Annotated in this window: 23 protein-coding genes; 9 read left to right on the forward strand and 14 right to left on the reverse strand. The window is 74.3% G+C overall.

The genetic code is table 11. The features are described from left to right. Position 1 precedes the first annotated feature (1 nt). Entirely contained in the window at positions 2-1,033 is a 1,032-nt protein-coding gene (locus I4I81_RS13220; protein WP_218606072.1) for a phosphotransferase family protein, read from the reverse strand. 94 nt (positions 1,034-1,127) lie between these two features. Between I4I81_RS13220 and I4I81_RS13225 the strand changes: the two genes are divergently transcribed. Beyond that, complete coding sequence (locus I4I81_RS13225) at positions 1,128-1,610, forward strand: SRPBCC family protein (protein ID WP_218606071.1); 483 nt, start codon at positions 1,128-1,130, stop codon at positions 1,608-1,610. 185 nt (positions 1,611-1,795) lie between these two features. Here the strand turns inward: I4I81_RS13225 and I4I81_RS13230 are convergent, their stop codons facing one another. The 4 genes from I4I81_RS13230 to I4I81_RS13245 form a co-directional block, all read right to left on the reverse strand. After that, entirely contained in the window at positions 1,796-3,163 is a 1,368-nt protein-coding gene (locus I4I81_RS13230) for an IS4 family transposase (protein ID WP_226363566.1), read from the reverse strand. 172 nt (positions 3,164-3,335) lie between these two features. Beyond that, positions 3,336-3,746, reverse strand: a complete 411-nt coding sequence (locus I4I81_RS13235; RefSeq protein WP_218616059.1) for a DUF3037 domain-containing protein — start codon at positions 3,744-3,746, stop codon at positions 3,336-3,338. Then, positions 3,743-4,570, reverse strand: a complete 828-nt coding sequence (locus I4I81_RS13240; protein ID WP_226363919.1) for a HipA family kinase — start codon at positions 4,568-4,570, stop codon at positions 3,743-3,745. The genes I4I81_RS13235 and I4I81_RS13240 overlap by 4 nt, the downstream gene beginning before the upstream one ends. 96 nt (positions 4,571-4,666) lie before the next feature. Beyond that, the gene (locus I4I81_RS13245) at positions 4,667-5,314 is read right to left on the reverse strand and encodes a DoxX family protein (RefSeq protein WP_218605503.1); all 648 of its coding nucleotides are present in this window, start codon (positions 5,312-5,314) and stop codon (positions 4,667-4,669) included. A 325-nt stretch (positions 5,315-5,639) separates the two neighbouring features. Between I4I81_RS13245 and I4I81_RS13250 the strand changes: the two genes are divergently transcribed. Further along, on the forward strand, positions 5,640-6,851 hold the full coding sequence (locus I4I81_RS13250; protein WP_218605502.1) for a threonine synthase: 1,212 nt from the start codon (positions 5,640-5,642) through the stop codon (positions 6,849-6,851). 12 nt (positions 6,852-6,863) lie between these two features. Here the strand turns inward: I4I81_RS13250 and I4I81_RS13255 are convergent, their stop codons facing one another. Then, positions 6,864-7,253 (reverse strand): hypothetical protein, encoded by a 390-nt coding sequence (locus tag I4I81_RS13255; protein ID WP_218605501.1) that lies wholly within the window; start codon positions 7,251-7,253, stop codon positions 6,864-6,866. A gap of 75 nt (positions 7,254-7,328) precedes the next feature. On the opposite strand from I4I81_RS13255, the gene I4I81_RS13260 reads away from it, so the two are divergent. From I4I81_RS13260 to I4I81_RS13270, 3 genes are read left to right on the forward strand one after another with little or no spacing between them, the layout of a single operon-like run. Beyond that, positions 7,329-8,087, forward strand: coding sequence for an ROK family protein (locus I4I81_RS13260; protein WP_218605500.1), 759 nt, complete (start codon positions 7,329-7,331; stop codon positions 8,085-8,087). A gap of 19 nt (positions 8,088-8,106) precedes the next feature. Beyond that, positions 8,107-9,744, forward strand: a complete 1,638-nt coding sequence (gene pgi / locus I4I81_RS13265; RefSeq protein ID WP_218616060.1) for a glucose-6-phosphate isomerase — start codon at positions 8,107-8,109, stop codon at positions 9,742-9,744. Continuing rightward, positions 9,741-10,430 carry a phosphatase PAP2 family protein gene (locus I4I81_RS13270; RefSeq protein WP_218616061.1) on the forward strand — a complete coding sequence of 230 codons (690 nt, stop codon included), beginning with the start codon at positions 9,741-9,743 and terminating at the stop codon, positions 10,428-10,430. The genes pgi and I4I81_RS13270 overlap by 4 nt, the downstream gene beginning before the upstream one ends. Here I4I81_RS13270 and I4I81_RS13275 read toward each other — a convergent pair. Continuing rightward, a complete protein-coding gene (locus I4I81_RS13275; protein ID WP_226363920.1) occupies positions 10,420-10,941 on the reverse strand; it encodes a TetR/AcrR family transcriptional regulator in 522 nt (173 codons plus the stop codon). The two genes, I4I81_RS13270 and I4I81_RS13275, sit on opposite strands and share 11 nt — an antisense overlap. A 46-nt stretch (positions 10,942-10,987) precedes the next feature. Here I4I81_RS13275 and I4I81_RS13280 point away from each other — a divergent pair, with 46 nt between their 5' ends. Continuing rightward, on the forward strand, positions 10,988-11,593 hold the full coding sequence (locus I4I81_RS13280; RefSeq protein WP_218605459.1) for a pyridoxamine 5'-phosphate oxidase family protein: 606 nt from the start codon (positions 10,988-10,990) through the stop codon (positions 11,591-11,593). A gap of 187 nt (positions 11,594-11,780) precedes the next feature. Beyond that, positions 11,781-12,191: a cupin domain-containing protein gene (locus tag I4I81_RS13285; RefSeq protein ID WP_218605460.1), complete on the forward strand. Its 411-nt coding sequence runs from the start codon at positions 11,781-11,783 to the stop codon at positions 12,189-12,191. Here the strand turns inward: I4I81_RS13285 and I4I81_RS13290 are convergent. Beyond that, positions 12,188-12,982 carry an Fpg/Nei family DNA glycosylase gene (locus I4I81_RS13290; protein WP_218605461.1) on the reverse strand — a complete coding sequence of 265 codons (795 nt, stop codon included), beginning with the start codon at positions 12,980-12,982 and terminating at the stop codon, positions 12,188-12,190. The genes I4I81_RS13285 and I4I81_RS13290 overlap by 4 nt on opposite strands. A gap of 66 nt (positions 12,983-13,048) precedes the next feature. Here I4I81_RS13290 and I4I81_RS13295 point away from each other — a divergent pair, with 66 nt between their 5' ends. Then, positions 13,049-14,803 carry an NHL domain-containing thioredoxin family protein gene (locus I4I81_RS13295; RefSeq protein WP_218605462.1) on the forward strand — a complete coding sequence of 585 codons (1,755 nt, stop codon included), beginning with the start codon at positions 13,049-13,051 and terminating at the stop codon, positions 14,801-14,803. A gap of 14 nt (positions 14,804-14,817) precedes the next feature. Here the strand turns inward: I4I81_RS13295 and I4I81_RS31420 are convergent, their stop codons facing one another. The 3 genes from I4I81_RS31420 to I4I81_RS13310 all read right to left on the reverse strand — a co-directional run bounded on the left by I4I81_RS31420 (position 14,818) and on the right by I4I81_RS13310 (position 18,148). Further along, positions 14,818-16,146 carry an NlpC/P60 family protein gene (locus tag I4I81_RS31420; RefSeq protein WP_308187776.1) on the reverse strand — a complete coding sequence of 443 codons (1,329 nt, stop codon included), beginning with the start codon at positions 16,144-16,146 and terminating at the stop codon, positions 14,818-14,820. A 133-nt stretch (positions 16,147-16,279) separates the two neighbouring features. Then, on the reverse strand, positions 16,280-16,921 hold the full coding sequence (locus I4I81_RS13305) for a response regulator transcription factor (RefSeq protein ID WP_218606365.1): 642 nt from the start codon (positions 16,919-16,921) through the stop codon (positions 16,280-16,282). Beyond that, the gene (locus I4I81_RS13310) at positions 16,922-18,148 is read right to left on the reverse strand and encodes a sensor histidine kinase (protein ID WP_225924574.1); all 1,227 of its coding nucleotides are present in this window, start codon (positions 18,146-18,148) and stop codon (positions 16,922-16,924) included. Between the two features lie 191 nt (positions 18,149-18,339). Here I4I81_RS13310 and I4I81_RS13315 point away from each other — a divergent pair, with 191 nt between their 5' ends. After that, entirely contained in the window at positions 18,340-18,735 is a 396-nt protein-coding gene (locus tag I4I81_RS13315) for a PASTA domain-containing protein (protein ID WP_218616063.1), read from the forward strand. A gap of 3 nt (positions 18,736-18,738) precedes the next feature. On the opposite strand, the gene I4I81_RS13320 is transcribed toward I4I81_RS13315, so the two are convergent. The 3 genes from I4I81_RS13320 to I4I81_RS13330 all read right to left on the reverse strand — a co-directional run bounded on the left by I4I81_RS13320 (position 18,739) and on the right by I4I81_RS13330 (position 20,477). After that, a complete protein-coding gene (locus I4I81_RS13320; RefSeq protein ID WP_218606311.1) occupies positions 18,739-18,888 on the reverse strand; it encodes a PIN domain-containing protein in 150 nt (49 codons plus the stop codon). A 177-nt stretch (positions 18,889-19,065) separates the two neighbouring features. Next, positions 19,066-19,851, reverse strand: a complete 786-nt coding sequence (locus I4I81_RS13325; protein WP_226363921.1) for an enoyl-CoA hydratase/isomerase family protein — start codon at positions 19,849-19,851, stop codon at positions 19,066-19,068. 11 nt (positions 19,852-19,862) lie between these two features. Then, positions 19,863-20,477 (reverse strand): DUF1707 SHOCT-like domain-containing protein, encoded by a 615-nt coding sequence (locus I4I81_RS13330; RefSeq protein ID WP_218606312.1) that lies wholly within the window; start codon positions 20,475-20,477, stop codon positions 19,863-19,865. Positions 20,478-20,551: the final 74 nt, after the last annotated feature.

Genomic DNA, 20,551 nt, shown 5'->3' on the forward strand with positions numbered 1-20,551 from the left:
GTCAGGCGAGGGCGTCGTAGGCCGCCTGCGCCTGGGTGTGGAACGCCTCGAGCCGCCCCGCGAGCACGTCGCCGTCCTCGACCACGCCCATGGCGCCCCCGGCGTAGCGGCTGTAGACCCCGGCCCCGATGCACGACGACCGCCAGCGGGCGAAGGCCACGTAGAAGTCCAGGTCGGAGACGTCGCGGCCGGAGCGCTCCGCGTAGCGGGCCACCAGCTCGGCGCGCTCGGGATAGCCGTCGACCATGCTCGGGCCGACGAGCGTCGCCCGCACCCGGTCACCCGGGCGGCCCCACGACGCGACGATCCACCCGAGGTCGGCGAGCGGGTCACCGAGCGTGGCGAGCTCCCAGTCGAAGACCGCGCGGACCGTGCCGTCCGGTCCGACGGCGAGGTTGCCCAGCCGGAAGTCGCCGTGGGCGATCCGCACGTCCGACGGCGGCAGCGCGGCGGCCCGCTTCGCGAGGCGGTCGTGCGCGGCGTCGATGACGCCGAGGTCGGGCAGGTCGGAGGCGTGCACCTGCCGGTGCCAGCGGCGGAGCTGGCGCTCGAGGTAGCTGCCGGGCCGACGCAGGTCGGACAGGCCGACCTCGTCGGGGTCGACGGCGTGCAGCGCGGCGAGCACGTCGATCGCGTCGATACCCGCGGCGTGCCGGGCATCGGGCGCGAGGCGGTGGCCGGACGCCTCGTCGCCGAGCACGTCACCGTCGACGAAGCCCATGACGTAGAACTCGGCGCCGATGACGTCGGGGTCGCTGCAGAGCGCGACGGGCTCGGCCACCGGCACCGGCGTGTCGGCGAGCGCGACGAGGAAGCGCCACTCGCGGCCCATGTCGTGCGCGGTGGCCAGCACCATGCCGGTCGGCGGGCGGCGCAGCGCCCACCTCGTGCCGGCGGCGTCGGTGATCCGGTAGGTCAGGTTCGAGTGGCCGCCCGAGATGCGCGCGACGGTGAGCGGGCCGTCGGCCGCGCCCGGCACCGCGGTCCGGAACCACTCGGCGAGCGGGGCGGCCGACACGGCGTCGATCGTCATGGCCCCATCCAACTGCACGGGTCCGGTTGACGGCCACCGCCCGGCATGGATGGATTCACCCCGCACGCCACATCACCGTCGATGGAGGAGAACCATGAGCGAGGACCGCAGCCTGCAGGTCAGCAGCACGATCGACGCGCCGCCGGACAAGGCGTTCGCCCTGCTCGCCGACCCTGCCCGGCACACCGAGCTCGACGGTGCGGGCATGCTGCGCGGCCTCGACTCCGGCGGCCCGGTCACCGCGGTCGGCGACGAGTTCGTCATGAAGATGAACCAGGACGGCATCGGCGACTACGCGATGCGCAACGAGATCACCGACTTCGAGGCCGGCCGCCGCATCGCCTGGGCGCCCTCGATCCACCCGCCCGGCTCGCTCGCGCACGTCATCGGCGAGCTCGACCCCAGCGGCCACACCTACGGCTGGGAGCTCGAGCCCACCTCCGACGGCGGCACCCGCGTCACCCACACCTACGACTGGAGCGGCGTGACCGACGAGGGCGCGCTCGCCCTGTACCCGCGCGTGTCCGAGGAGCAGATGGCGGCGAGCATCGCGCGCCTGGGCGAGGCCGCGCGCTGAACCGACGGCGAGCACCGACGGCGAACTCACCGGGCAGCAGCGGCAAACTCGCCGGGCAGCAGCGGCAAACTCGCCGGGCGGCAGCGGCAAACTCGCCGGGCGGCAGCGGCAAACTCGCCGGGCGGCAGCGGCGAACTCACCGGGCGGCAGCGGCGAACTCGCCGGTTAGGGGCAAAGCCGTTCAGTTAGTCCGGTGGCTGGGCTGTCAAGATCGGTTCTATCTCGATGGTGATCAGCGCGGGGCGGCTGGGGCCGCGGTGGCGGCCTTTGGCGGTGCTGGCGACGTACTTGGAGATCGCGCGTTTGACCACGCGCGGGTTGGTTCGGACTCGGCGGGCGGGCAGGAGCTGGTCCAGGACGTGGCGGCCGATCGTGCCGACGAGGTCGAGCACGGTGTCGGCGATGATGCCGGCGGCGGCGATGAGCTGGTCACGGGCGGCGTGGCGGGCGACGGTGAAGCTACCGCGGTCGGGATCGACGTCGGCTCGGTGCAGAGTGGTGTCGCTGATCGCGATCCGCAGCACCTGGTAGGTGATCAGCAGGGCGTAGATCTCCTGGGCGACCCCGGTCGGGGTGCGTGAGCGCAGGACCCGCCCGCCCAGGCTGGTGGACTTGAGCTCGGCGAAGCAGGTCTCGATCTCCCAGCGTTCGTGGTAGAGCCCGACGATCTCGACCGCGGGCACGTCGGGGTCGAGCACGGTGGTGACCAGCCGGTAGGTCTCGGTCCGGGCGCTGTCGCTGGTGGTGATCGTGACCTTGGCGGTGACCACTCGGACCTCGACCCGGCCGATCCGGGACACCGACGACCCGTCGGCCAGCGTGCGGCAGATCGGGAGTCGGCGGTGGTTCTTGACCCGGACCAGCACGTCCGCGCCGGTCGCGGCCAGTGCGGTGATCCAGTCGGCGGCGGCGAAGTTGCGGTCGGCGAGCACGATCATCCCGGCCCGGGTCGATGCGAGCAGCTGTGGGGCGTAGCCGAGTTCACCGACCCGGTCGGTGCCGAACACCGCGTCGATGATCGTGCGGGTGCCGCACGCCACCAGCGCCAGAACCCGCACCATCGGATAGCCGGTGGTGGTGCCGTGCGAGCTGCCGCCCTTGCTGAACTCGGTCAGGTTCGCCGGGGTGTCCGGGCAGCACAGGATGGTGCCGTCCACCGCGGTGACCAACCGGCCCCGCCAGAACACTCCCGGGCGGGCGGCGCGGGCGGCGCCGATCTGCACACAGCCGGTCTCGGCGCCGCGCAGCAGGTCGAACAGCACCCGCAACGGCGCCACCCCCACCCGGGCTCGGGCGGCGGCCAACGCGCTCGCGCTCGGGGTGGCCACCCCCAGCCCGTCCAGGCCCGTGCACAGCCGCGCCCAGACCTGTGACCAGCCGATCTCGGTGAACAACCCGGCCGCGAGCAGGAGGTAGACCACCACCCGCGAGGGCAACAACCGCAGCCGCCGCTGCACGCTGTGGGTCTCGACCAACGCGGCATCGACCATCTCGAAGGGCACAATCCGGGTCAACTCGCCCAGATGACCAGGAGCGAAACACCCACCGGCCACGGTGACGACCCGGGTGATGACAGAATTCGCGCTCAGCGGAGCTCCCGGTGGTGTCGAGGCTGTCTTGGAGGACGCCCTCTCCTACCGGAGCTCCGCTCCCATCTCCGGCAACGACACGCCGCAACAAGATCCTTGACCAGCAGCCGCGACCGCTAACTGAACGGCTTTGCGGTTAGGGGTGGGGGCGGGGCGGGTGGACGAGCAGACGGAGGAGGCGGGTGAGGTCCGCCTCCGGGTCGGCCGTCAGGCCCGTGTGCACCGGCCCCGCCTGCACGACGGTGCTGCGCGGGGCGGTGAGGCGGCGGAACCTGCGACCCCGGTCCTCCTCCCCCGCCGGCCCCGCGTAGCGGGCGGCCTCGGTGTCGACCTCCGCGCACAGGGCCGCGACCGCGTCCAGCGACCGCCCGATCGCGTCGGCGTCGGCGGCCGGGTCCAGTGCCGCGAGGCGGGCGGGGTCGAGGTGGACGGCGGCACCGAGGTGGTCGAGCGCGCGGCAGTAGAGCAGCACGCCCGCGTTGATCGCCTCCCCGCGCTCGATCCGTGGCACGACCCGCAGCAGCGAGTACTCGTAGGGGTGCCTCATGCCCCGCCCCGCCGACGGGTGAGCCACTCGGGCGGGTTCGCGGCGCGGGTCACCGGCCGGTCGACGCGCTCCGCGACCGCCTCCCGCACCCCCGGCAGCCACGCGTCGCGGGCGTCGAGCCGGCCGCGGAGCTGCGCGACGTAGGCCTCGGGCCCCGGCCCGCCGTCGAGCCACCGCTGCGGCACCGCACCCGCCGCCCGCGACAGCAGCGCGTCGGTGACCAGCGGGGCGAGTGCCGCGTCGGCCGCGTCGAGATCGGGGGCGGCTCCGAGCAGCACGTGGTCGGCCGCGGCGTAGGGCCGCCGCACCCAGGCGTCGGCACCGGGCCAGCTGTGGTGGAACGTCAGCGACGCCCCGTGGTCGATCAGGTAGGGCCCGCCGTGCCAGAACAGCATGTTGGCGTTGCGCCAGGACCGGTCGACGTTGCCGATCAGCGCGTCGAACCAGAGCACCCGCCCGGCGAAGCCCGGGTCGACGACGAACGCGGTGGGGTCGAGGTCGAGCGCGCCGGGCAGGAAGTCCATGCCGAGGTTGAGCCCGGGGCTCGCCCGCAGCAGCTCCTGGACCTCCTGGTCGGGCTCGGTCGCCCCCAGGGCCGGGTCCAGCTCGACGGTGACGAGCTCCGGCACCGGCAGCCCGAGCCCGCGGGCCAGCTCCCCCGCGACGACCTCGGCCACCAGCACCTTCGGCCCCTGCCCCGCCCCGTGGAACTTGACGACGTAGGTGCCGAGGTCGTCGGCCTCCATCAGCCCGGGCAGCGAGCCGCCCTCGCGCAGCGGGGTGACGTACCGCAGCGCCGTCACGTGCCGCAGCAGGTTCCGCACGGTACGAACCTATCGGAGCCGGACCGGCCCCAGCGGGGCCGGACAGCCGTCCGGGCCCCGCGCCGCAGCAGCGTCGGGGCCCGGACGGGCGACGGGTCAGCGCGCGGTGCGCACGTCCGTCGGTGCGGCGTGGACCCGGGCGCTGCGGCGGGGCAGCGGGGCGTCGGCGGAGAGCCCGCCGGGAGGGGTCCACAGGTCCGCGGGTGCGGCCTGGGCGCCGCGGGCGACCGGGGCGTAGACGGGGGTGTACGGGAGGGGCGCCTCGACGGGAGCGGCGGCGCGCGGCCACGCCGACTGGGCGCGGGCCATGTCCTCACGGTCCTGGCGCTGCCGGTTGTTGATCAGGTGGTCGACGCTGTAGCGGCCCGGGCCGCAGGCGGCCAGCATGAGGAACCCGGCACCGATGACGCCGACGAGCTCCCACCCGCCGTCGGCGACGAAGATACCGTTCTTGCCGTGCACGAACACGGCGGCACCGGCCATGATCACCAGGTTGCCCGCGCTGACGAACGGCGTGAGCACCCCGAGGATCAGCAGCGCGCTGCCGGCGAACTCGACCATCGTCACGAACGACGCGGACACGATCGCGAGCGGGATGCTGAGGCTCTCGAAGCCCTCGGTGGTGCGACCGATCCCGTTGATGACCATCTTCTGGTAGCCGTGGGCGAACATCACGACTCCCAGCAGGACACGGGCGATCAGGAGCGCGACGTCGCGGTACGGCGCAGGAAGGGGACGGTTCATGGGGGAGCCTCCGGAACCCTCGGTGATCAACTTGTCTCGTTCGGTGAGAGACGCTAACCCGATGGAGACGGCCGAACACGGCCAGTCAGGGGATCGGGCGGCGACCATTCGCTCTGACGCGACGAGCAGTCGGCTCAGCGCCACCAGCGGGTGACCGTGCGTCCCTCGACCGGTTGCCCCGCGTTACCGGCCGTTCGGCGTGATCCGCAACACACGGTCAATCCCGCAGTGCCCGAGCGACACCCACACGGCGCAGCGGGTGCGGCCGTCCGGGCCGCCCTGTCGTCACTCGCCGTCGAGATCGGGCGTAGGGCACGCTGCCGGAGTGCCTCCGTACTCGACGCTCAGCCACCTCGACTGCTCCCGCGACGCCTCCCGCCACGACGCCGACACCCTCCAGGGCACCTCGACCCTCGGTGCGCCACTCCTCGCCCGCTACGACCTGGAGCGCGCATCGGCGCTGGTCACGCCCGCGGACATCGCGTCGCGGGCCCCTGACCTGTGGCGTTACCACGAGCTGCTCCCGGTGCGCGACGAACGGCACGTCGTCACCCTCGGCGAGGGCATGACCCCGCTGCTCGACCTCCCCCGCCACGGCGCGCGCCTCGGCGTCCCCGGGCTGCGGATGAAGGACGAGGGGCTCGTCCCGACCGGCGCGTTCAAGGCGCGCGGCGCCACGGTCGGCGTGTCGCGGGCGGTCGAGCTGGGCGTCACCGGGATCGCAATGCCCACCAACGGCAACGCCGGCGCGGCCTGGGCCTGCTACGCCGCGCGCGCCGGGATCGACGCGCTGATCGCGATGCCCGTCGACGCCCCGGTGATCACGCGGCGCGAATGTGTCGTCGCGGGGGCGGAGCTGTACCTCGTCGACGGGCTGATCGGGGACGCGGGCGCGATCATCGCCGACGCCGTCACCCGGCGCCCGGGGTTCCAGGACACCTCGACGCTGCGGGAGCCCTACCGCCTGGAGGGCAAGAAGACGATGGGCTACGAGATCGTCGAGCAGCTCGGCTGGCGCTGCCCCGACGTGATCCTCTACCCGACCGGCGGCGGCGTCGGGATCATCGCGATCCACAAGGCGCTGCTCGAGATGCGGGAGCTCGGCTGGATCACCGGCCCGCTCCCCCGGCTGGTCGCGGTGCAGGCGACGGGCTGCGCCCCGATCGTCGACGCCTTCCACGCCGGCCTCGACGCGAGCACTCCCCCGGCCGATCCGCGCACCGTCGCCTTCGGCATCACCGTGCCGAAGGCGCTCGGCGACTTCCTCGTGCTCGACGCCGTGCGCAGCAGCGGCGGCACCGCGATCGCGGTCACCGACGCCGAGCTGCTCGCGGCCCAGGGGGCGCTGGCCCGCGACGAGGGCACCTGGATCTGCCCGGAGGGCGCGGCCTGCGTGGCGGCGGTGGGGCAGCTGCGGGAGTCCGGGTGGCTCGACGGCACCGAGGACGTGGTGGTCCTCAACACCGGCAGCGGGCTGATCTACCCCGACACGGTGCCGGTCGAGGTCCCGACCCTCCCCCGGGGCGCCGTCGTCTAGGTGTCGTGACATCTAGGACGGGAGCGCCTCCTTCCACGCCGCCCCCGCCTTCCGCCCGCTGCGGACGTCGAACAGGCCGGTGACGGAGTGGGCGGGCACCGCCCCCAGCGACAGGACGACGGCGAGGGAGTGCGTGGCCTCCAGCAGCGACGGCCGCACCGGCGGCGCCCCGTTGGGCCGGACGAAGGTGATCGCGTACCGCTGCCCGTCGGCGACGAGGCGGCACCCGCCGCCGAACCAGTGCCACGGCCAGCGGACGTCGGTCACCTTCTCCAGAGGCACGGTGAACACCGGGCCGTCGTCGGTCACGAAGGCGAGCCGCCCCTCCCCCGCGGCGAGGACTCCGGGGACGTTGCGCAGGCCGCCGGCCATCCACCAGGCGGGCGTGACGAGTGAGGTCATGCCGTCCATCCCACCGCACGGGAGGCGACGCGGGCAGGGGTGCTGGCACCACCGTGCCCTGTAGCGTTCGCACCCATGCTCACCCTTGCCATCGACATCGGCGGATCCGGCCTCAAGGCCACGGTGCTGGACCCCGCGGGCGAGATGACCTCCGAGCGCATCCGCCGCGAGACCCCGTACCCGTGCACGCCGCCGGTGCTCCTCGACGAGCTCGACGCGCTCGCCGCCACCCAGCCGGCCTACGACCGCGTCTCCGTCGGCTTCCCCGGCGCGATCCGGCGTGGCCGCGTGCGCGAGGTGCCCGCGTTCTCCCGCCGTGGGCCCGGCCGGGACCCGGACCCCGAGCTCGTCGCCCAGTGGCACGGGTACGAGCTGGAGACGGCGCTGCGGGAGCGGTTCGGCCGCCCGGTGCGGGTCGCGAACGACGCCGACGTGCAGGGCTCGGCCGTCGTCTCCGGCCAGGGCCTGGAGCTGGTGATCACCCTGGGCACCGGCGTCGGCTGCGCGATCTTCTTCGACGGCGTGCTGCTGCCGCACATGGAGCTCTCGCACGGCCGCTTCGGCGAGGGGCTGTCGATCGAGGTCGCGTGCGGGGACAACCAGCGCGAGGAGGTCGGCAAGCACGAGTGGCGCAAGCGCGTGCTCGACGCGCTGGAGGCCCTCGAGGCGATGGTGCTGCCCGACCACGTCTACATCGGCGGCGGCAACGCGAAGAAGCTCGACGTCGACTCCCTCGGCCCGAACCGCACCATCGTGCCCAACATCTCCGGGCTGCTCGGCGGCATCGCGCTGTGGAACCAGCCGGAGAACGCCCCGACCCCCGTGCACAGCTGAGAGGCGGCAGGATGGCGGCGTGGACATCGCCGCTACCCCCGAGTGGGCCGCCCTCTCCGAGCACCACGCCGCCGTCGCCGGCCTGCACCTGCGTGACCTGTTCGACGCCGACCCGGAGCGGGCCGCCGCGCTCACCACGACCGGCGCCGATCTCGTCCTCGACTGGTCCAAGAACCGCGTCACCCGCGACACCCTCCCGCTCCTGACGGCTCTGGCGCGGGCCGCGGGCCTGCCCGGGCGCACCGACGCGATGTTCGCGGGCGAGCACATCAACACCAGCGAGGACCGGGCGGTGCTGCACACGGCCCTGCGCGCCCCCCGGGCCACGGCGCTCGCCGTCGACGGCCAGGACGTGATCGACGACGTGCACGCCGTCCTCGACCGGATGGGCGAGTTCACCGACTCCGTGCGCTCCGGGGCCTGGACCGGGCACACCGGGGAGCGGATCCGCGCCGTCGTCAACATCGGGATCGGTGGCTCGGACCTGGGCCCCGTGATGGCGTACGAGGCCCTGCGCGCCTACGCCCGGCGCGACATCGAGCTGCGGTTCGTGTCCAACATCGACCCCACCGACGTCGCCGAGGCCACCCGCGACCTCGACCCCGCGACGACGCTGTTCGTCGTCTCGTCCAAGACGTTCACGACGCTGGAGACGCTGACGAACGCGCGCGTCGCCCGGGCGTGGCTGCTCGCCGGGCTCGGTGACGACGCCGACGTGGCGAAGCACTTCGTCGCGGTGTCGACGAACGCCCCGGAGGCCACGGCGTTCGGCATCGACGAGGCCAACATGTTCGGCTTCTGGGACTGGGTGGGCGGGCGCTACTCGCTCGACTCCGCGATCGGGCTGTCGCTGATGATCGCGATCGGCAAGGAGCAGTTCGCCGAGTTCCTCGCCGGCATGCACGCGATGGACCGGCACTTCCGCGACACCCCGCTCGAGCAGAACCTGCCGGTGATCGCCGGGCTGCTCAACGTCTGGTACGTCAACTTCTTCGGCACCGAGACGCACGCGGTGCTCCCCTACAGCCAGTACCTGCACCGGCTGCCGGCCTACCTGCAGCAGCTGACGATGGAGAGCAACGGCAAGTCCGTCCGCGGTGACGGCACCCCGGTCACGACCGCGACCGGGGAGATCTTCTGGGGCGAGCCGGGCACCAACGGCCAGCACGCGTTCTACCAGCTGATCCACCAGGGCACGCGGCTGATCCCGGCCGACTTCATCGGGTTCGCCTCGCCCAACCACGAGTACCCGGTGGACGACGAGACCGACATGCACGACCTGTTCATGTCCAACCTGTTCGCGCAGTCCTCGGCGCTGGCGTTCGGTAAGACCGCCGAGGAGATCGCCGCGGAGGGCACGCCCGCGGAACTGGTGCCGCACAAGGTCATGCCCGGCAACCGGCCCAGCTCGACGATCCTGGCGCGCAAGCTCACGCCGTCGGTGCTGGGGCAGCTGATCGCCTTCTACGAGCACGTGACGTTCGTCGAGGGCACGATCTGGGGCATCGACTCGTTCGACCAGTGGGGCGTCGAGCTCGGGAAGGTCATGGCCAAGCAGCTCGGCCCGACGCTGACCGAACCGTCGCCGGACCTCTCCGGGCTCGACTCCTCCACCGCCGCCCTCGTGGGCCGCTACCGGGAGTGGCGCGGGCGGTGAGCGACCCCACGACCCCCGCCGGCCTCGACGGGCACCTGCCCGCGCCCCGCCCGCGACCGGGACGCACCGTGCTCCTGGCGGTGCTCCTGCTGCTCGCGGCGGGGGCGGCGATGTGGGCGGCGCTCGACTCGGTCGGCCCGGGCCGGCTCGACACCCGGTTCCTCGGCGAGGCGGTCGAGTCCCGGACGGGCGGGCTGAACAGCGTCGCCGTCACGATCACCGAGATCGGCAACACGTTCGCGATGGGGCTGCTGGCCACCCTCACCGGGATCTGGTGCTGGGCGCGCGGGCGGCGGGTCGACGCGGTGTTCGTCGTCGCCACGATGGCGGGGGCGGCACTGACCTTCCGGGGCATCAAGATCCTCGTCGACCGGCCACGGCCCCCCGCGTTCGCGCAGGTGGTGCGCGAGAGCAACGAGTCCCTGCCCTCGGGGCACGCCACGATGTCGATGGTCGTGATCGGGTCGCTGGTCGTGCTGTTCTGGGCCGGCCGGAGCACCGCGGCGCGCGTGACGATGGTCGTCGCGGCGGCGCTGTGGGTCGGGGCCGTCGGCTCGACCCGGATCTACCTGGGCGTGCACTGGTTCACCGACGTGCTCATCGGCTGGCTGCTCGGCGCGGCGTGGCTGGCGGGATGCGCGGCGACGTGGAGCTGGTGGCGCCGGCGCGCCGCCGTCACCGCGTGAGACGGGCCGCGATCGCCGCCGCCCGCCGCGCGGGGGCGCCGGTGCGGTCGCGCAGCGCCGTGACGATCACGCCGTCGACCAGGATCACCAGCTGCTCGCCGAGCTCCTCGTCGCCGGCCAGCCCGCCCAGGTAGGCCGCGAGCATCGTCTTGTGGTCGGCGGCGACGCGGTGCGCCGCGCTGTCCGGGTCGGCGGCCTCGACCATCGCGTTGATCGCCGCGCAGCCGCGGAACCCGGGCTCGGCGAGCTGGTCGGCGAGCGCGTCGAACACCGCGGGCACCCCGCCCCCGCGGGCGTCGACGGCGGCCGCGAGGTCGGCGCGCCAGCGGGCGAGCCGCTCCCCCAGCACCGTGACGACCAGGTCGTCCTTGCCGGGGAAGTGCCGGTAGAACGACGCGCGTCCGACGCCGGACTCGGCGAGCAGCCGCTCCACCCCCACCGCCCGGATGCCCTCGGCGTAGAAGAGGCGCTCGGCGGCGGCGATCAGTCGGTCACGGGCGGCGGTGGGCACGAACCGACCCTAGCGCAGAACGGCACCGATCGGTACCGTTTGCTCCATGAGTCGTTACGCGCAGCTCGCGTTCACCGATCCCGTCCGCGAGGTCCAGGCCGAGCGGGGCAGCGCCGCCGCCATGGCCCGGATGCTCGACGACGTGCCGATCGACGTACTGGGACCGGCCGAGTCGGAGTTCCTGAGCGAGCGCGACGGCATCTACCTGGCGACGGTCGGCGCCACCGGCTGGCCCTACGTCCAGCACCGTGGCGGCCCGCCCGGTTTCCTGCACGTGCTCGACGAGCACACGCTGGGCTTCGTCGACGTCCGCGGCAACCGCCAGTACGTCTCCGCGGGCAACCTGCGCCACGACGACCGCGTCGCCGTGTTCGCGATGGACTACGCACTCCAGCGGCGGCTCAAGCTGCTCGGCCGGGCCGAGATCCTCGCGCTGGACGCCGACGCAGGCCTGACCGAGCGGCTCTCCGACGTCGTCACCGACGGGAAGCCGGAGCGCGTCGTGCTGATCCACGTCGAGGGCGTCCAGCCGAACTGCCCGCAGCACATCACCCCCCGCTGGTCCGAGGCCGAACTGACCGACGCGCTGCGGCCCCTGCGCGAGCGCCTCGCCGCGCTGGAGGCGGAGAACGCCCGGCTCAGGGCGGGCTGAACGGCCCGCCGCGCACCGGCCTGCTCCGCGTGACGCGCCGTGCAGCACCACCCAGGTCCCGCCGCGGGAACGGACCCGCGCCACCGCCACGCCGCCGTCCCCGCTCGCCGCCCGCGCGGCCACCGTCAGCACCGCGGTGGGCAGACGGCCGGCGTCGACGTCGCCGTCGGGCAGCTCGGCGAGTCACATGATCGACGGCAAGGACACCGACGGCCGGTTCGCACTGGTCCAGCACCTCTTCGAGCCCCGCGCGCTGGCCGTGCCGATGCACCGCCACCACGACGAGGACGAGTACACCTACGTGCTCACCGGCCGGATCGGTGCGGTGCTGGGCGGCGAGGAGCTGGTCGCCGAACCCGGTGACCTGCTGTTCGAGCCCCGCGACCAGTGGCACACGTTCTGGAACGCCGGCGACGAGCCGGCCGCCGTGCTGGAGCTCGTCTCGCCCGCCGGGCTGGAGGAGCTGTTCCGGTCGTTCGCGACGCTCACCGCGGAGCCCTCGCCGGAGGAGCCGGCGGGGATGGCCGCCCGGTACGGCCGCGACCTGGACTTCCCGGCCACCGGCCCGGTACTGGAGCGGCACGGGCTGACGTTCTAGCGCTGCTCCTTCGCGCACCACCACGTGGAGCGGCCGCCGACGGTGCCGTGCAGCATGTGCGAGCCGCAGCGCGGGCACGCGGCGTCGGCGTTGCGGTACGGGATGACCTCGCCGGTGTGCACGCCGCCGTGCGCGATGGCCGCCTTCAACGAGGACTCCAGGCTGTCGTAGAGGCGGTCGAGGTCCTTGGGGCGCAGCTCGTCGGCGGGCTTCGCCGGGGAGATCGACGCCTGCCACAGCGTCTCGTCGGCGAGCAGGTTGCCGACGCCGGCGAGGACGGTCTGGTCGAGCAGCCGCGCCTTGACCGCGGAGTGCCCGCGCCCGACGCGGGTGCGGAACTCGTCGCGGGTGATCATCTCGGCGTCGGGGCCCAGCGCCTCGTGGTCCGGGTCGAGGCGGACGCGGCCGAGGCGGCGCTTGTCGAACAGCCGCAGCGAGCCGCCGTCGGCGAAGTTCATCGTGAAGCGGTCCCACTCGGGCTTGCGGGCGCCCGGGTTGCGGTGCTCGGGCCCGGTCGGCCCGACCTTCCCGTCGACGACGATCTGCCCGCCCATCCCCAGGTGGATGCCCAGCTCCGGCCCCGCGTCGCCGCGCACCGAGGTCTCGCACCACATCGTCTTGCCCCGCCGGTGCGCCGCGGTGAGCTCGCCGCCGACGAGCGCGGCCGCGATCTGGCCGGGCGGGTGGGGGCGGCACACCCAGTCGTCGTTGTCGTCGATCGAGGCGATCTCGCGGTGCAGGGCGTCGCGCAGGACCGTGCGGGCCAGCTCGACCTCGGGCAGTTCGGGCACGGCCCCATCCTGGCGCGCGGCGGGAACAGTCGCGCGGCGAGGCGGGTTGGGCCCGGAGTGGACCGCATGCGGGTACGCGCGCCCGAGCTGCGCGGGCGGCGCTGGCTGAACACCGGCGGCGCCGACGTCACGCTCGCCGACCTGCGCGGCAAGATCGTCCTGCTCGACTTCTGGACGTTCTGCTGCGTCAACTGCCTGCACGTCCTCGACGAGCTGCGCGAGCTGGAGGAGCGGTTCGCCGACGTGCTCGTGGTGGTCGGGGTGCACTCGCCGAAGTTCGTGCACGAGGCCGACCCGGACGCCGTCGAGGCCGCGGTGGAGCGCTACGGCGTCACGCACCCCGTCCTCGACGACCCCGAGCTGGGCATGTGGGACGCCTACGCCGCCCGCGCCTGGCCGACACTCGTCGTGATCGACCCGGCGGGGTACGTCGTCGCGCAGATGGCCGGGGAGGGGCACGCGCACGGGCTCGGGGTGCTGCTGGCCGAGCTCGTCGAGACCCACGCCGACGCCCTGCACCGCGGCGACGGGCCCTACGTCGCGCCACCGGAGCCGCAGACGGCGCTGCGCTTCCCGGGCAAGGTGATCACGCTCCCCGCGGGCACGTTCCTCGTCTCCGACACCGCCCACCACCAGCTCGTCGAGCTCGAGCCGGACCTCGTCACCGAGCGCCGCCGCATCGGTTCCGGGGAGCGCGGCGCGCCGTTCTCCGAGCCGCAGGGGCTGCTCCTGCTCCCCGACGGCGACGTGCTCGTCGCCGACTCGGTGAACCACACGATCCGCCGGGTCCACCTCGCCGACGGGACCGTCTCGACCGTCGCGGGCACCGGTGGGCAGTTGCGCACGAGGGTCGAGGTCGGGGACACCTCCGACGAGCTGTCGACGCCGTGGGACCTCGCGTGGTGGGACGGGCGGGTCGTCGTCGCGATGGCGGGCCCGCACCAGCTGTGGACGGTCGACCCGGCCACCGGTGTCGCGACCGTGCTCGCCGGCACGACGAACGAGGGCCTGCGCGACGGCCCGCCGTCCGACGCGTTCTTCGCCCAGCCCTCGGGGCTCGCGGTCTCCCCCGACGGCACGCTGTGGATCGCCGACTCCGAGACGTCGGCGCTGCGGTCCCTCGTCGCCTCCCCCACCGTCGGCGCGGAGGTGACCACCGCCGTCGGACTCGGGCTGTTCGACTTCGGCCACCGCGACGGCGACGCCGACCAGGCCCTGCTGCAGCACCCGCTCGGGGTGGCGGTGCTGCCCGACGGGTCGATCGCGGTCGCCGACACCTACAACGGTGCCCTGCGCCGCTACGACCCCGCGACCCGCACCGTCTCCACGCTCGCCCGTGACCTGCGCGAACCGTCCGACGTCCTGGTCGACGGTGACACGCTCGTGGTCGTCGAGTCCGCGGCGCACCGGCTGGTGCGGGTGCCGATCCCGGCGAGCACGCGCGTCGACGCCGGGGCTCATCGGGTCCGGCGGGCCCGGACCGATCTCTCCCCCGGCCCGCTGACGCTGCACGTCGACTTCGTCCCGCCCACCGGCCAGCACCTCGACGCCCGCTTCGGCGACCCGACCTCCCTGACGGTGGTGGCCTCCCCACCGGAGCTGCTGCTCTCCGGCGGCGGCACCTCCCCCGGGTTGACGCGCGACCTGGTGCTCGCCGCCGACGGGGAGGGCGTGCTGCAGATCAGCGTGGCCGCGGCGGCCTGCGACGACGGCGACGGCGTGTTCGCCGCCTGCCACCGCTACCAACAGGACTGGGGCATCCCGCTGCGCCTGATGCCGGGAGCCCCGGACACCCTGACCCTCCCGCTGCGTAGCACCTAGCCGCTGCGTAGCACCTAGCCCAGGAGCAACAGCGTCCACCGGCCGTCGGGGGCGGGCGCGACCAGCGCGGGCGCCGTCCGGTCGGCCACCCCGGACGCGGGGAGGTCGGTCCGGGAGAGCACCGTCAGGTCGTCCGTCACGTCGGCGACGGTGAGCTCGACCGGGTCGCCGACGACGAGCCCGTCGAGCAGCTCGGCGGGGACCCGGACCAGCTCCCCCACCCGCCCGGTCGTCGGGGGCAGGCCGTCCGGTCCGGGGGCGACGACCGGCACGACGACGCGCCGGTCACGGGTGGCGACGACGGTGTCGGAGGTCCCGACCGCGTCGACGGGCCCGACGGCGTCAGCGGGCGGCGCAGCAGGACCGGTCGGCGCAGCAGGACCGGGCGGCGCAGCAGGACCGGTCGGCGCAGCAGGACCGGTCGGCGCAGGCGCGGCCGCGAGCAGACCCGGCGACGGAGCCGCGTCGTGCGGTGCGGCCGGGTCCGACGGCGAGGGTGCGGCGGGCTGCGTGGCCCCCGCGCTGCCGGACGACGGGACGACGTCCGCCGGTGTTCCGGGGACCGCGGGACCCGGGACCCCGCGGCCGCCGTCGGACGGCTCCGCACCGCCGGCCCCCGCCGACGACCCGACGAGGCGACTGCGCCCCGCGGCGGGAACGGCGGCCGAGAGGCCGGCCGCGAGGATCTCCCCCTGCTCCGGGCCCGCCGCCCGGACCTCGTCGGGCACCGCGTCACGCAGCCCGTCGGGCAACGGGGCGGGCGGCGCGTCGAACACCTCGGGCACCGGGATCGGCGCGGGGGCCGGCGCGGGCCGCGCAGGCACCAGCCCGGGGTCGCCGAGGGCGGCGGGGCGGGTGGCACCCAGGTACTCGTCGCCGGGGTACCGGTACCGGGCGACCTGCACCGGCCGCCCGCGCGACGGTGCGTTGACCATCGTCCCGTCGCCCAGGTAGAGCCCGACGTGGTAGACGCGCTCGGGGACGCCGTAGAAGACGAGGTCGCCGGGCTGCAGAGGGGCGTCGGCGGGCACGCCGGGTCCCGCGTAGTACTGGGTGTGCGCGGTCCGCGGCAGGGCGACGCCCGCTGCGGCGTAGGCGTGGTGGGTGAGGCCGGAGCAGTCGAAGCCGGTGTCACCCGCGGCCGGACCGTCACCGCCCCACTCGTAGGGCGACCCGAGCTGCGCGAGCGCCGCCTCCACCGCCACCCCGGCGATCTCCTCCACCCGGTCCGCGGCCGGGGCCACGACCAGCGGCACGGCACCCGGCACGATCCCGGGCGGCGCGGCCGCCGGCAGCCCCGCGACGATCGCGGCCAGCACGAGCGTCCCGATCGCCGCACGCACCAGCGGGACCGGCGGAGCCTGCCGGCGGCGGTGGCGCCCCCGGTACGGGCGGTGACGGGACGCGGGCGGGATCGACACACCGCAGAGCCTCCCCCGACACCCCGGCCCGCCACATCACACGGACGGTGACGACTCAGGTACCCAACCAGGTGAGAACGGCCTTGACCCGACGGTGGTCGTCGCCCGACGGGGGCAGCCCGAGCTTGGCGAAGATCGACGAGATGTGCTTCTCCACCGCCCCCTGCCCGACGACGAGCGCACGCCCGATCGCGGCGTTCGTCCGGCCCTCGGCCATCAGCCCGAGCACCGCGCGCTCGCGCGGTGACAGCGTGTCGAGGGGGTCGCGGCGGCGGCGGTGCGCGAACAGGGCGGAGACCACCTCGGGGTCGAGCACGGTGCCGCCGTCGACGACGCGGACCAGGGCGTCGGACAGGTCATCGAGCCGCGCGACGCGGTCCTTGAGCAGGTACCCGACACCCCCGCCGCCGCTGAGCAGGTCGGCCGCGTAGGTCTCCTCGACGTACTGCGACAGCACCAGGATCGCCGTCCCGGGCGTCTCCCGGCGCACCGTCAGGGCCGCGCGCAGGCCCTCGTCGGTGAACGTCGGTGGCATCCGGACGTCGACGACCGCGACGTCGGGGCGGTGCTCGGCGACGGCCGCGACGAGTGCCTCCCCGTCGCCCACCGCCGCAACGACCTCGGCCCCCGCCTCGTCGAGCAGCCGGACCAGGCCCTCGCGCAGCAGCAGCGAGTCCTCCGCCAGTACGACCCGCACCTACACCCCCACCAGCGGGATCGCCGCCGTCAGCACCGTGGGCCCGCCGGCCGGGCTCACGAGGTCGAACGCACCCTCCACCGCGGCGAGCCGGTCGGCAAGACCCGCGAGCCCGTGCCCCTTGCCGAGGTGTGCGCCACCGCGCCCGTCGTCGCGGACCTGCACCAGCACGCGGTCGTCGTCGACGCCGACCGTCACGACGCACTGCGACGCCCGCGCGTGCTTCGCCACGTTCGTGAGCGACTCGGTGACGACGAAGTAGGCCGTGTTCTCCACCGCGGCGGCCATCCGGACGCCGTCGGGCAGATCGACGTCGAGGACGACCGGGGTCGGGCACCGGGCCGCCGCGGCCGCGAGCGCCGGGCCCAGGCCGCGGTCGGCGAGGATCGGGGGCGCGATGCCGCGGGACAGCGCGCGCAGCTCCGCGAGCGCCTCCCGGCTCTGCGCGAGGGCCTCGGCCACGAGCGGCCGGGCACGCTCCGGGTCGTCGTCGAGGCGGCGGGCGACGGTCTCCAGGTCCATGTTGAGCCGGACGAGCCGCTGCTGCGGTCCGTCGTGGATGTCGCGCTCGACGCGCCGCAGCGTCTGGGCCTCCGCCTGCACCGCGGAGCGCCTGCTCGACTCCAGCGACTCCGCCCGCGCCCGCAGCGCAGCCGTCTCGTTCGTGAGCAGGCCGCGGACGAGCCCGGCCTGCACCGCGACGAGCGCGCGCAGCATCCACGGCAGCGTCAGCAGGAGGACCACCCCGATCGCGGTGTTCAGTGCGATCTCGCCGAGCCGCGAGTCGACGCCGGTGATCAGCCCGAACAGCCCGTTCGGTTCGTCGTCGCGCGGCAACGCCCACTCCCACAGCACGTAGAGGACCCCGCCCGCCCCGCCCACACCCCAGACGACCGCGAGGGAGAACGTGATCACGTGCACCGGGAACGCGACGACGGCGTGCAGCAGGTCACGCCAGGACTGGGGGTCGGCCAGCCACGACCACCACCGGCGCGGGGTGCGGTAGTGGTGCGCCTTCAGCGTGATCCCGGCGGTCCGGACCAGCGCCCGCTCGGCCCGCGCGAAGCCGCGTGCGGCGGCCAGCACCCCGACCAGGACCGGCACCCCGAGCCAGACGACCAGCGTCCCCACCCCGGCCGACGTCCCCGCCACGGCGACGACGAACGCGGCGACCCCGAGGGGGAGGCCGGGCAGCAGGTAGGCGTAGGAGCGTGCGATCCGACTCATGGCACCACTCTCGCTCCCCCGCGCGCCGCACCCCAGCCTGCGCTCCTCCCGGCGCAGGGTAGGGCCAACCCCACCACCCGCCACCATGATCACCGGAAGTGGTGCGGCGAGATCACGGGCGGCATGTGTCGACCACTCCCGGCGATCATGGCCGGGTGTAACGGAATCGGGCCGGCCAGCGGTAGCGGTGCGTGACGCCCCGAACGCTCCCCGTCCTCGCCCTGCTCCTGACCGCCGCGGCCGCGTGCGCCGCCCCAGCTCCCGCCGCTCCCGCCCCGGCCCCCGCGGTCACGACCCAGGAGGCTCCCGCCGTCACGGCTGCCCCCGCGGAGGCCGAGCCCGCCGCCACGGCCTGGGTCATGCCCGACCTCGTCGGCGCGAACCTGCAGGACGCCCAGAACGCGATCCAGTCCCTCACCGGCTTCGGCATCGCGATCACCACCTCCACCGACGCCACCGGCGCCGGGCGCAACCAGGTGCTCGACGCCAACTGGACGGTCTGCGCCCAGAACATCGCCCCCGGCGAGACGATCACCCCCGACTCGGGGATCGACTTCGCGGCGGTGAAGCTCGAGGAGAGCTGCTGATGATCACCGGACGGCGATGCCGAGCTCGCCGGCCGCCTCGACCTGACCGACGTCGCGGCTGAGCAGGACCACCTCGTCGCCGAGCGTCGCCGCGGCGGTGAGCAACACCGCGAGGTGCAGCGCGTCGAGGGTCCGCGGCCGGTGCTCGGTCACCAACCGCCGACCGAGCGGCGGCACCTGCGCGGCGTCGAACCCGAGCAGCAGCAGCGGCCCGTCGTCGCCGCAGTCGGCGTCGAACCGGTCGAGCAGCCAGTAGCCCCCGGGCAGCCGGCCCGCCGGGTGACGGCACCGGCGATCTCGACCCGGGTCAGCTCGCTCGTCACCACCGGGTCAGCCGAACCGCGGCGCCCGCTTCTCCCGGTGGGCCGCCACACCCTCGCGCACGTCGTCGAGCCCGAACCCGTAGAACTCCAGGGCCAGTGACGCGTCGAAGGACGGGCCCGCGGCGCGGTACCAGTTGTTGAGGGCCTGCTTGGTGAACTGCACCGCGCTCGGTGACCCGGCGGCGAGCTTGCGGGCCACCTCCATCGCCTTGTCGTGCACCTGGTCGTCGTCGACGCAGACCGAGACCAGGCCGATCCGCTCGGCCTCCTCGCCGGTGAGGACGTCGCAGGTGAGCAGGTAGTACTTCGCCTTCGCCATGCCGCACATCAGCGGCCAGTTGATGACGGCGTGGTCGCCCGCGGCGACGCCGAGGCGGGTGTGGCCGTCGACGATCTTCGCGGTGCGCCCGGCGACGGAGATGTCGGCGAGCATCGCGACCGCCAGCCCGGCTCCGACGGCGGGGCCGTGGATCGCCGACACGATCGGCTTCGAGCAGTTGATGACGTTGTAGACGAGGTCGCGGGCCTCGCGCATGACGCGGGTGCGGACGGCCGGGTCGTCGACCATCGACTCGATCAGGTCGAACGAGCCGCCCGCGGAGAAGCCGCGACCGGCGCCGCGGATCACGACGACCCGGACGGACTCGTCGCGGTCGATCACGGGCCAGATGTCGGCGAGCTGGCCGTGCGCATCGGCGCCGACGGCGTTGAGGTTGGGGCCGTCGAGAACGATCTCCAGGATCGACTCCTCGGGCCGCTCGACTCGCAGGGCGGGGAAGCGGTCGTAGTCCACGGGGACCGACCCTATCCGCGGAGCTCCTTGGGGGTGTCGTCCAGCTCGGGCCCCGCCCGCTTGACCTCCACGCCGCCCATCAGCGCGACCCCGGTGATCCGCACGCGCGGCCCGCCCTGGCGGACCCCGGCGCCGCGCCCGTCGAACCCGCCCATCAGGCCGATCCCGTCGACCTCGACGTGCAGGTGCTCGGGCACCGTGATCTCGATGCCGCCCATGATCGCCACCGCGGTGATCGTGGTGTCGGGCCCGGTGAACCGCGCGTGCCGCAGGTCGAGCTCCACGCCGCCCATGAGCGCGACCGCGGAGTGCCGCGACGGGACGACCCACTCGCCCGAGCGGTGGCACCCGCTCATGATCGCGACGGACGCGGACGGCCCGGTGACACCGTCGGGGACCGTGGAGGCGGCCGGCTGCACCACCCGACCGACGGCGTCGACGGGCAGGTCGCGCGTCAGCGGCACCAGCTCGCCGTAGGTGCGCGCCGAGTACAGGGACTCGAGCCGTTCGCCCAGCTCGTCGAGGGTGATCCGGCCCTCCGCCGCGGCCGCGTGCAGGCGCTCGGCGACGCGGTGGCGGTCCTGGTCCGACGCCCGGAGGTCGTCCGGTTCCCGAGGTGCGGCCACCCCTGCAGGGTACCCACGCACGCGTGCGTCCGATCGGAGCAACCTCGGCACCCCTGACGTCCGGGCGACCGGTC

This window comes from Pseudonocardia abyssalis (genome assembly GCF_019263705.2).
Taxonomy (GTDB): Bacteria; Actinomycetota; Actinomycetes; order Mycobacteriales; family Pseudonocardiaceae; genus Pseudonocardia; species Pseudonocardia abyssalis.